Raw genomic sequence first — 12,553 nt, forward strand, 5'->3', positions numbered from 1 at the left:
CTCATGAAGGGTGTCGCGGGGGCTCTTGTCCGCTCGCGTGACCCCTGACCCCGTTCGGGCGCGAAAGCCACACCTCAACGCGAAACGAGTGAAGCCCATGCAGAAGAACACCTCCACCCTCTCCCGTCGCAAGGTGACCGCCGGCATCGCTTGGTCGGTTCCGGCGGTCGCCGCCGTCGCCGCCGCCCCGTTCGCCGCCGCTTCCCCGACCGCCTGTGTCAACGTGACCTCGGGCGCCGCCGTGAAGTACCAGGGCGGTGGCCACCGCGATGGCATCAAGCAGGGCTACGGCTTCACCATCACCGTCACCAACACGTCCCCCACCCCCGTGTACGTCAGCCCGGGCGAGTGGACCGTGGCGTTCGACGGCCAGGCCACCCGGAGCGGCAAAGACGCGCGTCTCTACACCGCCCCCCCGTGCGAGGGAGGCACGCGACTGGCCGACGGGGACGCCGAGCTGCGCCTCCAGCCGGGCGAGTCCAAGACCTACCACTACGTGCTGAACGAGACCGGCAACTCGGGCAAGGAGACCGGCTGCGTCTATGGCAAGCTGGAGCTGGCCCTGCCGACGGGCGCTCCTGAGGGCGCGGATCTGTGCAACGGCGGCGTCGTCGATTTCGGCAACTGCTTCCAGACCACCCCGCCCTCGGTGAAGAAGTGCTGATCGTCTGAGCACCACATCGAAGGGCCCCGCCTCCCCGGAGGCGGGGCCCTTCTGCATCCCCGGGCCCGTGCCGTCGGTGCGGCGACCTGGCCCTGCAGCCGGGCGCGGTCAGCGTCCCGACGTGTCGCTCGCGGTCCCGGCCGCGGCGTCGGCGGCGTCCCGGGGCGCCTGGTAGTAGACGTCGTAGCTGCCGCCGTCCGCGCCGCAGCCCCCGCCGTAGTAGTCCGAGCCCACACCGGAGGCCGGGGTGCCGTTGAGCACGACGCCGAGCACCCGGGCGTTGACGCCCGCGAGCATGTCCCGGGCCACCTCGAGGTGCTCCTTGCGGGTCTTGCCGTGGCGGATCACCAGGACGGTGCCGTCCACCGCCGTGGCGAGCAGGGTGGAGTCCGTGACGGGCAGCACGGGCGGGGCGTCCACGAGCACCATGTGCGTCTCGGCGAGGGCGGTAGCAGGTCCTTCATCCGCTCGGAGCCGAGCTGTTCGGACGGGTTCGGGGGAGTGCGGCCGGCAGGCAGGAGGAGCAGCCCGTCCTCGCCCACGGGGATCAGCACGTCCTGGAGGGCGACGTCCCCGTTGAGGACCTCGGACAGGCCCACGCGGCCGTCGACGCCGAACTGCAGGGCCTGACGGGGGCGCCGCAGATCGGCGTCGATGAGGATCACCGGCTGGCCGGCGGCCGCCACGGTCAGGGCCAGGTTGCCGATCACCGTCGACTTGCCCTCGCCGGGGTTGGAGCTGGTGAACGCGATGGTGCGGGGCGGATCGTCCACCGCAGCGAACCGCAGGTTGGTCCGCAGCTGACGCACCGCCTCCGACGCGCGGGGGGAGAGGGGCGCCATCGGCGCCGTGCGTTCCGCCTTCATGCTGGGGTCCAGGGGGATGGCGCCGAGCAGGCCCGCCCCGCCCGCCACCTGGGCGTCCGTCGTCGTCCGCACGTTGACGTCCAGCAGCCGCCGCAGGAGCGCGACGATCAGGCCGAGGACGAGGCCTGCGCCCAGGCCGTACAGCAGGTGGCGGACGCGGTCCGGGCTCGAGGGCGCGGCCGGCGCGAGGGCGTCCTCCATGGCCGTGACCTTGACGTTGGACGTCGGATCGAGCTCGTTCGCCACGTCGGCGGTCGCCACGAGCGCCCCGTTGGCGAGGTCGGCGGCCTGCTGCGCGTCGGGGGCCACGGCGGACACCGTGATGAGGTTCGAGTTCGGCACCAGGGCGGCGCTCATGGTCGCGCCGGCGGTGTCCAAGCCCTCGGACGCGATCCGCTCGCGGACCGTGCGGCTGTTGATCAACGGGATGTAGGACTGGGCGCGGGTCTGGGCGGTCTCCGTGCCGGAGATGCTCGCCTCCCCCTCCACCGTGACGAACGCGGACGAGGTGGCGGTGTACAGCGTGGGCTGCAGCAGCGAGTAGACAAGGCCCATCGCCAGGCCCAGCGCGGCGCATCCCAGGATCACCAGGCGGTTCGCGCGCAGCACACGGAGGAAATCGATGATGTTCATGGTGTCCCAGGATCGAAGGGCAGCGACTCAGGTCACTCTAACAAGGGGGACAGCCCATTCCTTCGCACTCGTCTACGCTGGGCGTGGGGCGGAGACGTGCCCCGGGATGACGACGGAGGGGCGGTCATGACGGTGGGGTACGACGCGCGGGGGTCGCGATCCTCCGATCCTCGCTACGTGGCCCTGCGGGCGGAGCGCGAGAAGCACGCCCGCGCCGCCGCCCGCGGCACGTCCGTGTGGTCGGCCGGCCAGGACGCCGCTGCCCCGCGTGAGCCCCTGCGCATTCCCGAGCTGCTGCTCGGCGCCCTGCTGGCCATGGAGGCGTTCAGCCTCCCCCTCGGCCCCGTGGCGCTCCCGCTGAACGAGGCGGGCATGCTCCTCCTGCTGGGCCTTGCGCTGTGCCGACGGTCCCGCCGTGATGTCTCCGCCCTCGGGTTGACCGCCGTGCTCGCCGCCGCCGTACTGCTGTTCCTCGCGGTCGTCTCCGTGTCCCAGGGCATCCCGGACCTGGAGTGGCTGCGCCGGTGGGTGCGGATGGCGGCCCTCGTCGGGCTCGTCGGCTGCATCGCCGGCGGCCGGCTCAGCCTGCGCTCGCTCGCCGTCGGACTCGGCGCCGCCATGGCCCTGAACGTGCCCCTCTTCTACGCCGGCCTCGTGCCCGCGCCCTACGGCAGTTTCCTGACCGGCGTCCTCGCGGACAAGAACGTGGCGGGCCTCTACTACGCGGCCATGCCGGTCCTGGCGCTCGCCCTCGTGCGGACGCGGCGGTGGAAGCTGATCCTGCTCGTCGCCGCGGCGGTGTGCGTCGTCCTCACGGGCTCCCGCACCTCCATGGCGGGCTTTGCCTGCGCCGTCCTGTGGCTCTGGCTGACGCCGCGGATGGGGGCGGGTCTGCGCCTGGTCCTGCTGGCGGTCCTCGCCTGGGCGGTCGCGTTCGCCGAGGAGAACCTGGCCCGCATCGCCTTCTTCGCGGACCGCACCGGCACGGACTGGCTGCGCTCGAACATCCAGGCCGAGACGGCCGTGCGCGTCGCGGAGACGCCGTGGTACGGCCGGGGCCTCACCACGGCGTACGTGGACTTCGGCGGTGCCACGTGGCACTACCACAACTCCTACGCGGGCCTCTACACCGAGGGCGGCGTCGTGCTCCTCCTCGCCGTCCTCGGCGCGTACGCGTTCTTCGGGCTGCGCCTGTTCAGCGCCCGGCTGCGCACCCCCTCACGCGTGGCGGTGGAGGCGGCGGCCGTCGTCGTGTTCGTCTCCGCGACGCAGCTGGGCGAGGTGTTCATCACGATCCCGAGCATGCTCGTCGTCGCCGCCGGCGTGACCCTCTGGCTCGACGAGCGGGACGCCCCGCTCGAGAGCGAGGTGCTCGAGCGGCGCCGCCGTCGGGTGCTGGCCGCGGCGCGCCGGGGGCAGCACGCCCCGTCCTCCGGCGGGCACGCCGTCCCCGATCTCTGACGCCGGCCGGTCAGGCGCCCGTCGGCTCCTCCTCCACGAGGTCCCCGTCGAGGGCCCGGGCGATCTCCCACGCCAGCAGCTCGACGATCGGCTGCGCGGTCTGCGCCATGGCGGCGTAGCCCTCGGCGGGGCCGCGGAACGGGTCCGGCAGATCCGCGTCCGGTCGCTCCCCCTGGGCGATCAGGCGGGAGCGCAGCTCCGCCAGCGCCGTGACGAGCGCGGTGACGCCCGCGCCCGGAGGGACCGCCGCGGCGAGCTCCTCGCCGTGGTCGCGCAGGAGGGTGCCCATGCCGAGGATCGTGAAGGTCCGGCGCACCGCCGCGGGGTCCTCACGCAGCACCTCGTCCAGGTGGTCGTCCGTCGCGGTCAGGACGAGGTCCTGGTCCGCCAGCGAACGCCCGGTCAGCTGCTGCGGTCGATGCTGCGTCAACGCGGCGCGGACTCGGCGGCTCGGCGCGAGGTCGAGCAGCGGGCCGGGGACGGTCAGCGCCTGGTTCGGTTCCGTGCCCGCGCTCGTGACCACCGCGCGGCCCCGGTCACCGAGCAGGGCGTTGAGCTGCGCCTGCAGCGCGTACTCCACGTAGGCGGAGCGGCAGATGTTGCCCGTGCACACGACGAGGACGCGGGCGCTCGGCAGGGGGCCGGGGACACGGTCGGCCGGTGAGGCGGGCGAGGCCGGCTCAGCGGCCGCGGCGGTCGCGGGAGCCACCGCGCGCTCGGCCGGCGTCGCATGCTGCCGCGGCGCGGCGGGGTCGGCCGGGTGGGGGAGGAACGCCGGGCCGAGCCGGAACTCGGCGAGGCGATCCTCCCGCGCCGTGGCGGCCGCCGGGGCGCCGGCGTCACCGCCGTCACCCGCCGGGTGGCCGCCGTCGCGGGTCGGCACCTCGGGCTCCTCCGGCGTCGGCGGCAGGAACGGATTGCGGATCGGGGGGCGATGATCCCTGCTCATGGGTGTGTCCTCTCCGAGGCGGTCGGGACGCGCGGCAGCGCGGACGTGACGGGGTGCGGGGGCTCCACGTGTCGCAGGCGGTGCACCGGGTGCCAGCGGCGGCGCGCCCCCGTGAACGGCTTGGACAGGGGGGTGGCGAGCAGGGCGAGGCCTGCCAGCCAGCTGAGGGCGAGCGCGAGGGCGAACTTGGCGGCGTTGTCCTCCACGCCGTGGCGCGTGACCCACATCAGCACCCAGCCGTGCAGCAGCACCACCACCGTGCCCGTCCGGACCAGGGCGGTGATGGCGCGGCGCAGGGCCTGCCCCGTCCCGGTGCGTCGGGCGAAGGAGCGCAGCAGCCCCTCCACCGTGGAACCGAACACGAGCACCATCCCCGCGGACATCAGGACGCCCACGGCGGGGGTGAGCACCGGCGTGCCGAAGCCGCCGAACTTGATGTTGGGCGGCTCCAGGCCCAGCCGGACCGCGACCAGCCCGAGCAGCACCAGGCCGACGCCGATGAGCGTCCGGTGGCGCCGCACGTGCGGCTGGACGCGGCGGCGGAACGTCTCGCCGCTGAGGACGAACAGCAGGCAGGGCAGGGCCAGCCCGACGCCCAGTGGCGTGCGGGCGATCGCGGAGTCCGGCACGAGGTGGGCCCACGCGAGCCCGGCCAGGCCCACGGCCCAGGCGACGGCGGACGGGAAGCGCTCGAGGAATCGGCGCAGCACCGTGGTGAAGAACAGGACGGAGATGAACCAGAACGCCCACCACGGGGGCTCTTGGTCCGCGCCCCCATACCAGCCGGTGAGCATCAGGCGCCGCAGGAGGTCGGGGTCGTCGGCGAACCACGCGAACGCGGCCACGGACATGAGCGCCGCCCACACCAGGTACGGCACCATCAGGCTCCGGAAGCGGCCCCGCACGTCCGTGGCCCAGGGACGGCCGCGCGTCCAGAAGTAGCCGGTGAGGAAGAAGAACAGCGGCATCCGCCAGATCTCCAGGTACCGGCTGAAGGTGAGGTCCGTCAGGTACGCGTGACCCAGCACCACCGCCGCGATCGAGACAAGCCGAAGGGCGTCCACCCCCGTGTTGCGGGTGGACGCCCTTCGGCGCGCGGCGGCCGGACGACCGGTGTCAGCGATCCTCGGCTCCGGGACGGCTCAGCGGTGCGCGGCGCCGGTCTCGACGGCGTGGGCGCCGGAGGCGGCGTGCTCGACGACGGGACGGGTGTGGATGGCGGTGGTGTCCACGGTGTCGCTGCGGCCCAGGAACGCCTTGGGGATCATGAAGGCCACAGTGGCCAGGGCCAGCGCGATCAGGCCGGGGATCCAGACCGACTCGAGCGACCAGAAGCCCATGGCGTAGAGGCAGCCGAGGAACGCGCCGAAGGCGACGATGAAGGCGATCAGGGAACCCCAGACGCCGCCCACGTTGGAGTGGTCGATGGCCTTGCCGTTGCGGATCACGTGATGCTCCTTCGGTGCGGTCCCGGCCGGGGCGGACGCCCGGCCGAAGTGATGCGAGTCAGTCGGATCCCAGGATAGCAAGCGCGGAACTGGCCCCGATCCGGGTGGCGCCGGCCTCGATCATCGCCAGGGCGTCCTCGCGGGTGCGCACCCCGCCGGAGGCCTTCACTCCGATGTCCTCGCCCACGGTGCGGCGCATCAGCGCGACGTGCTCGACGGTGGCGCCCGCGGTGAAGAAGCCCGTGGAGGTCTTCACGAAGTCCGCCCCGGCCTCGACCGCGGCCTCGCAGGCCAGGACGATCGCGTCGTCGTCCAGGAGGGCGGTCTCCACGATCACCTTGAGCAACGCCCCGCCATCGCCCGCGGGGCCGTCCGCGTGGGCGGCCTCGGCCACGGCGCGGACGTCCGCGACGAGCCGGGCGCGGTCCCCGGCGCGGGCCGCGGCGATGTCGAGGACCATGTCCACCTCGTCCGCGCCGGCGTCGATCGCCTGCCGGGCCTCGAAGGCCTTGACCTCCGAGGTGTTGGCGCCGAGGGGGAAGCCGATCACGGTGCAGGTCAGCACGTCCGAGTCCGCGAGCTCGGCGGCCACCAGCGGCACCCACACGGGGTTGATGCAGACGCTCTTGACCCCGGCCTCGCGGGACTCGGCCACGAGGCGGCGCACGTCCGCCTCCGAGGTGTCGGCCTTCAGGGCGGTCGCGTCGATGTACTTCGCCAGCTCGGCGGTGGTGAGGGAGACGGTCATGCCCACCAGCCTACCGAGGCTCAGCCGCCCACGAGGGCCGTCACCTCGGCCCGCAGCGCCTCGAGCCGCTCGGCGGCCGCGGCCGGGTCGGCGTCCCGGGTGCCGAGGTAGCACTTGAGCTTGGGCTCGGTGCCGGAGGGGCGCACGAGGACGCGGGTGCCGGAGTCGGTGGCGAACAGCAGCGCGTCCGTGGGCGGCAGCCCGTCCCCGCCGGCGGCCAGGTCCCGGCGCACGGTGACCGGCTCGCCCGCGAGCGTGGCCGGCGCCTGCTGACGCAGGGCCGTCATGGTGCGGGCGATCAGGGACAGGTCCGCCACGCGGACCGAGACCTGGGCGCTGGGCATGGCGCCGGTGACCGCGTCGACGTCGGCCAGGGCGTCCATCAGGCCGCGTCCCTGCGCCGTGAGGGCGGCGGCCAGCTCCGCGGCCATGAGGGCGGCCGTGATGCCGTCCTTGTCCCGCACCATGTCCGGGTCCACGCAGTAGCCGAGGGCCTCCTCGTAGCCGAAGCCGAGGTCCGGGGCGCGGGAGATCCACTTGAAGCCGGTCAGCGTGACGTGGTGCCTCACCCCGTTCGCCTCCGCCAGGGCGGCCAGCTGCGGGGAGGAGACCACGGAGTTCGCGGCGCTGCGGCCGGCCGCGTGCAGGGCCGGCATCGCGTGCGCGCCCAGCAGCGTCCCGACGGCGTCGCCCGAGAGCATCCGCCACGTGCGGACGCCGTGCGCGTCGGTGACGGGCGCGGCCAGGGCCAGGCGGTCGGCGTCGGGGTCGTTGGCGATCACCAGGTCCGCGTCCACCTCGGCGGCCAGGGCGAGGGCGAGGTCCATCGCCCCCGGCTCCTCCGGGTTGGGGAACGCGACCGTGGGGAAGGCCGGGTCCGGGGCGGCCTGCTCGGCCACCACGTGGACGGGGCCGAAGCCGGCGTCCTCGAGCAGGCCCGGGACCACGGCGCCGCCCACCCCGTGCAGGGGCGTGTAGACCACGCGCAGGTCGCGGTGGCCGTGCCGGTCGTCGTCGAGCACGCCGAGGGCCGCCGCGCGGTAGGCCTCCAGCAGGTCCGGCCCGGCCACGGTCCAGCCGTCGTCGGCGAGCGGGATGTCCGCGGTCCACGCCGCGTGGTCGATGCGGGCGGCGATCTCCGCGTCCGCGGGGGAGACGATCTGCGCCCCGCGACCCGCCTCGTCCGTGAGCCGCCCGCCGAGGTAGACCTTGTAGCCGTTGTCCGCGGGCGGGTTGTGGCTGGCGGTGACCATCACGCCCGCGTCCGCGCTGAGATGGCGCACCGCGAAGGCGAGGACCGGCGTCGGCAGCGCCTCTGGCAGCAGGACGGTCTGCACGCCCGCGGCCGTCAGGACGGCGGCCGTGTCCGCGGCGAAGGCGGCCGAACCGCGCCGCGCGTCGTACCCGACGACGGCCAGCGGCGGGGCTGCGTCCCGTCCGACGCCGTCCCACAGGTGGGCGGCCAGACCCGCCGCGGTGCGGCGCACCACGAGCCGGTTCATGCGGGACTCGCCCGGGCCCTCCTGGGCGCGCAGGCCGGCGGTGCCGAAGGCGAGCGGCCCGGCGAAGCGCGCGGCGAGCACCGCCCGGGCGGCCGCGGCCTCCGGGCCGACGCCGGCGGCCGCGTCGAGCTCGGCGCGCAGGGTGTCCCGGTGCGCGGGGTCAGGGTCCTCCGCCGCCCACCGCTCAGCCCGGGCGAGGACGTCCTCCGGGAGCGCGGCGACGTCGTCGTGCGGGGGATGCGCGGGCATCAGAGCCGCCCCACGATGTCCGCGAGCAGACGCGCGATGCGCGGGCCGGCGGCCTGACCGGCCTCGACGACCTCGGCGTGGGACAGCGGCGTCTCCGAGATGCCGGCGCCGAGGTTGGTCACCAGCGAGATGCCGAACACCTCCAGCCCGGCGTGACGGGCCGCGATCGCGTCCAGCGCCGTGGACATGCCGACGAGGTCGCCGCCGAGGGTGCGCGCCATCCGCACCTCGGCGGGGGTCTCGTACTGCGGGCCGGCGAACTGGACGTACACGCCCTCGCGCAGGGACGGGTCCACCTCACGGGCGATCGCGCGCAGCCGCGGGGAGTAGAGGTCGGTCAGGTCCACGAACGTGGCGCCGACGAGCGGGGTGGCGCCGGTGAGGTTGATGTGGTCCGCGATCAGGACGGGGGTGCCCGGGGCGATCTCCGGGTCCAGGCCGCCGCAGCCGTTGGTCAGCACCACGGTGCGCGCCCCAGCGGCGGCGGCGGTGCGGACGGTGTGCGCCACGGCCTGGGCGTCGCGGGACTCGTAGAAGTGCGTGCGCGAGCCGAAGACGAGGGCGTGCGTGCCGTCCGGCAGCCGGACCGAGCGGATCACCGCGTTGTGGCCGGGCACCTTCGGGGCGTGGAAGCCGGGCACCTCGGCCAGCGGCACGGCGGCGACCTCGTCGCCGATCAGGCCGGCGGCCTCGCCCCAGCCGGAGCCGAGGACGACGGCGACGCGGTGCTCCGCCACGCCCGTCGCCCGGGCGATGGTGTCGGCGGCCGCGCGGGCCTCGGCGAAGCCCGGATGGTCGCCGGTCAAGGGGGAGTCGGGGGAGGGGATGCTGGTCTGGTCGGTCACGTCGTGGAGTCTAGGCGGTGTCCCGTGAGCGCGGGCTAGGACTTTCCCGTCCGCGGCGGACACAATGGAGCCCGTGACCGAGGAAAACAGCACCTTCATCCCGTCCCTGACCATCATCGGCGGCGGCCCCGGCGGCTACGAGGCCGCCATGGTGGCCGCGAAGCTGGGCGCCCGCGTGACCCTGGTCGAGCGCCAGGGGTTGGGCGGCGCGGCCGTCCTCACGGACGTGGTCCCCTCCAAGACGCTGATCGCCGCCGCCGACTCGATGCGCCGCGTGGGCGCCTCCGTGGACCTGGGCGTCGATCTCGGCGGGGCCGAGGTCCACGCGGACATGGGCCAGGTCGGCCGCCGCATCCTGAACCTGGCCCACGAGCAGTCCTCGGACATCCGCGCGGGCCTCGAGCGGGTCGGCGTCCGGGTGATCGACGGCGTGGGCCGCGTCGTCGGCCCCCACGAGGTGTCCGTCCGCGCCCTCGACGACGCCGACGCCGGCGCCGAGCCCGAGATCATCACCTCGGACGCGATCCTCGTGGCCGTCGGCGCGAGCCCCCGCGAGCTGCCCACCGCCGTCCCGGACGGCGAGCGGATCTTCAACTGGAAGCAGGTCTACAACCTCAAGGAGCTTCCCGAGCACCTGATCGTCGTGGGCTCCGGCGTCACCGGCGCCGAGTTCGCCTCGGCCTACAACCGCCTCGGCGCCAAGGTCACCCTCGTCTCCTCGCGTGACCGCGTGCTCCCCGGGGAGGACGCCGACGCCGCCGAGCTGCTCGAGAAGGTCTTCGAGGACAACGGCCTCCGGGTGATCGCCCGCTCCCGCGCCGAGGCCGTCGAGCGGACCGAGACCGGCGTGCGCGTGCACCTCTCCGGCGAGGGCGCCGAGGACACCCCGTCGATCGAGGGCTCCCACGCCCTCGTCGCCGTCGGCGGCGTGCCGAACACGGCGGGCCTCGGCCTCGACGACGTGGGCGTGAAGCTGGCCGACTCCGGCCACGTGATCGTGGACGGCGTCTCCCGCACGTCCGTGCCGAGCATCTACGCGGCGGGCGACTGCACGGGCAAGCTCGCCCTCGCCTCGGTGGCGGCCATGCAGGGGCGCATCGCCGTCGCCCACCTGCTCGGCGACGCCCTCAAGCCGCTGCGCCCGCACCTGCTGGCCTCGAACATCTTCACCTCGCCGGAGATCGCCACCGTGGGCGTCACGCAGGCGCAGGTGGACTCCGGCCAGTACCAGGCGGACGTGCTGCGCCTGGACTTCCACACCAACCCTCGCGCCAAGATGTCCGGCGCTGAGGAGGGGTTCGTGAAGATCTTCGCCCGTCAGGGCTCCGGCACCGTGATCGGCGGCGTGGTGGTCTCGCCGCGCGCCTCCGAGCTGATCTACGCGCTCGCGCTCGCGGTCACGCACAAGCTGCACGTGGACGACCTCGCGGACACCTTCACCGTGTACCCGTCCATGTCCGGGTCGATCGCGGAGGCGGCCCGCCGCCTGCACGTGCGCATCTGACCCAGAGACGACTTTCGGTCGTGAGATAGGCCCTATCTCACGACCGAAAGCGTCCATTCCCCCGATGTCACGTTCGACAGTGCGGGCGGGGGCCCCGGGCGGGGAACCGGGCGGGGTCAGCGCGCGGCGCGGCGCTCCCGGGCCGAGGTGACGGTGTCGAGGTCCGTGTGGCGGGTCTCGGGGGAGAGCACCAGCGCGATGACGGTGATCGCCGAGGCGGCGGCCAGGTAGTAGCCGACGTAGGAGACGTCGAACTTCTGCACGAGCCAGGCCGCGATGAAGGGGGTCAGCGCCGCGCCGAGGATCGAGGACACGTTGTAGGCGATGCCGGAGCCGGTGTAGCGCGTGTTCGTGGGGAACAGCTCAGGCAGCACTGCGGACATGGGCCCGAAGGTCAGACCCATGAGCGTCATGCCGGTGGCCAGGAACGTCAGCATCAGCGGCACGTTCAGCTCCGCGCCCACACCCATGTTCTCCGGCGCGAGCCACAGGCCGAATGAGAGGCCGAACAGCACCATGAGCACCGAGATCACGATCAGGGTGGGGCGGCGGCCGAAGCGGTCCGCCAGCAGGCCGGAGACCGGCACGAACGCCGCGAAGAACAGGATGCCGACCAGCTGCAGCACGAGGAACTCGGCGTAGGGGACACCCAGGAAGCCGTTGGCCGGCTTGCCGATCGCGTAGGAGAGGATCCACGTGGTCATCAGGTAGAAGAGCACGTAGGTGGCGTACATGACGAAGGTGCCCAGGATCAGCTCCCACCAGTTGCGGCGGAACACCTCGCCCAGCGGCGCCTTGACGCGCTGGTCGCGGTCGAGGGCGCGCTGGAAGACCGGGGTCTCCTCGAGCTTGACGCGGACGTAGAGGCCCACGGCCACCATCACGATCGAGAGCAGGAACGGCACGCGCCACACCCACGTGAGGAACGGGCCGTCGAGCACCGGGTTCGTGGAGTCGTGGCCGAAGCCGAGCACGAGCGCGAGGAACAGGCCGTTGGCCAGCAGGAAGCCGATCGGCGCGCCGAGCTGCGGCCACATGGCCGCCTGAGCGCGCTTGCCGTCCTTGGCGTACTCGGTGGCCAGCAGGGCGGCGCCGGACCACTCGCCGCCGAGCCCCAGGCCCTGGAAGAAGCGCAGCAGCGTCAGCATGGCCGGCGCCCACAGGCCGATCTGGAAGTACGTGGGCAGCAGGCCGATGAGGAACGTCGCGATGCCCATGGTCAGCAGCGAGCCGATGAGCGTGGTCTTGCGGCCCACGCGATCGCCCAGGTGGCCGAAGACGACGGCGCCCAGCGGCCGGGCGACGAACGCCGCGCCGAAGGTGGCCATGGAGGCCAGCAGGGCCGTGTTGTCGTCGCCGCCCGCGAAGAAGATCAGCGGGAAGACCGAGACGGCGGCCGTGGCGTAGATGTAGAAGTCGTAGAACTCGATCGAGGTGCCCACGAGGGAGGCGATGATGACCCGCGAGCGGGGCACCTCCTCCGCGGTGGCGACCGCGTCCGACGTGAGATCGGTGGGGGCGCCCGGGTTCGCGGGCGGGGTGGAGTGGGACATGGTGTCTCCCTGGTATGACGGGCACAGGGGGTCGCGAGCGACCACGATGTGAGACGAAGATGCGTGTCAGGCTAAGCCTCGTCGCGCCGATCTGCGAGAGTCATGTCCCCGACGTCCACCATGTGGAACCA

General features: G+C 73.5%; 12 protein-coding genes. 3 read left to right on the forward strand and 9 right to left on the reverse strand.

Features of this window, described 5'->3' with window-relative positions; translation table 11 throughout:
- The first annotated feature begins 97 nt into the window (after positions 1–97).
- Positions 98–664 carry a hypothetical protein gene (locus AC0VX2_RS02635; RefSeq protein ID WP_355634210.1) on the forward strand — a complete coding sequence of 189 codons (567 nt, stop codon included), beginning with the start codon at positions 98–100 and terminating at the stop codon, positions 662–664.
- Positions 665–772: 108 nt separating this feature from the next.
- On the opposite strand, the gene AC0VX2_RS02640 is transcribed toward AC0VX2_RS02635, so the two are convergent.
- Positions 773–1,084, reverse strand: coding sequence for a hypothetical protein (locus AC0VX2_RS02640; protein WP_475432622.1), 312 nt, complete (start codon positions 1,082–1,084; stop codon positions 773–775).
- A complete protein-coding gene (locus AC0VX2_RS02645; RefSeq protein WP_355504652.1) occupies positions 1,009–2,163 on the reverse strand; it encodes a YveK family protein in 1,155 nt (384 codons plus the stop codon). Before AC0VX2_RS02645 ends, AC0VX2_RS02640 begins: the two co-directional genes overlap by 76 nt.
- A gap of 126 nt (positions 2,164–2,289) precedes the next feature.
- Between AC0VX2_RS02645 and AC0VX2_RS02650 the strand changes: the two genes are divergently transcribed.
- Complete coding sequence (locus tag AC0VX2_RS02650) at positions 2,290–3,624, forward strand: O-antigen ligase family protein (RefSeq protein ID WP_155933523.1); 1,335 nt, start codon at positions 2,290–2,292, stop codon at positions 3,622–3,624.
- Between the two features lie 10 nt (positions 3,625–3,634).
- On the opposite strand, the gene AC0VX2_RS02655 is transcribed toward AC0VX2_RS02650, so the two are convergent.
- The 6 genes from AC0VX2_RS02655 to AC0VX2_RS02680 all read right to left on the reverse strand — a co-directional run bounded on the left by AC0VX2_RS02655 (position 3,635) and on the right by AC0VX2_RS02680 (position 9,365).
- Positions 3,635–4,573: an arsenate-mycothiol transferase ArsC gene (locus AC0VX2_RS02655; RefSeq protein WP_144919176.1), complete on the reverse strand. Its 939-nt coding sequence runs from the start codon at positions 4,571–4,573 to the stop codon at positions 3,635–3,637.
- Positions 4,570–5,637, reverse strand: coding sequence for an acyltransferase family protein (locus tag AC0VX2_RS02660; protein ID WP_355504649.1), 1,068 nt, complete (start codon positions 5,635–5,637; stop codon positions 4,570–4,572). Before AC0VX2_RS02660 ends, AC0VX2_RS02655 begins: the two co-directional genes overlap by 4 nt.
- 78 nt (positions 5,638–5,715) lie before the next feature.
- Complete coding sequence (locus tag AC0VX2_RS02665) at positions 5,716–6,021, reverse strand: hypothetical protein (protein WP_036317357.1); 306 nt, start codon at positions 6,019–6,021, stop codon at positions 5,716–5,718.
- Between the two features lie 58 nt (positions 6,022–6,079).
- Complete coding sequence (gene deoC / locus AC0VX2_RS02670; RefSeq protein WP_221844911.1) at positions 6,080–6,769, reverse strand: deoxyribose-phosphate aldolase; 690 nt, start codon at positions 6,767–6,769, stop codon at positions 6,080–6,082.
- Positions 6,770–6,789: 20 nt separating this feature from the next.
- Entirely contained in the window at positions 6,790–8,520 is a 1,731-nt protein-coding gene (locus tag AC0VX2_RS02675; RefSeq protein ID WP_475432623.1) for a phospho-sugar mutase, read from the reverse strand.
- Positions 8,520–9,365, reverse strand: a complete 846-nt coding sequence (locus AC0VX2_RS02680) for a purine-nucleoside phosphorylase (RefSeq protein ID WP_044659714.1) — start codon at positions 9,363–9,365, stop codon at positions 8,520–8,522. The genes AC0VX2_RS02675 and AC0VX2_RS02680 overlap by 1 nt, the downstream gene beginning before the upstream one ends.
- Before the next feature lie 73 nt (positions 9,366–9,438).
- Between AC0VX2_RS02680 and AC0VX2_RS02685 the strand changes: the two genes are divergently transcribed.
- Positions 9,439–10,869 carry an NAD(P)H-quinone dehydrogenase gene (locus AC0VX2_RS02685; RefSeq protein WP_141843179.1) on the forward strand — a complete coding sequence of 477 codons (1,431 nt, stop codon included), beginning with the start codon at positions 9,439–9,441 and terminating at the stop codon, positions 10,867–10,869.
- Positions 10,870–10,985: 116 nt separating this feature from the next.
- Here the strand turns inward: AC0VX2_RS02685 and AC0VX2_RS02690 are convergent, their stop codons facing one another.
- Positions 10,986–12,422 (reverse strand): MFS transporter, encoded by a 1,437-nt coding sequence (locus tag AC0VX2_RS02690; RefSeq protein WP_369998724.1) that lies wholly within the window; start codon positions 12,420–12,422, stop codon positions 10,986–10,988.
- Positions 12,423–12,553: the final 131 nt, after the last annotated feature.

The sequence above is a fragment of the Micrococcus sp. iso_239 genome, assembly GCF_056173395.1.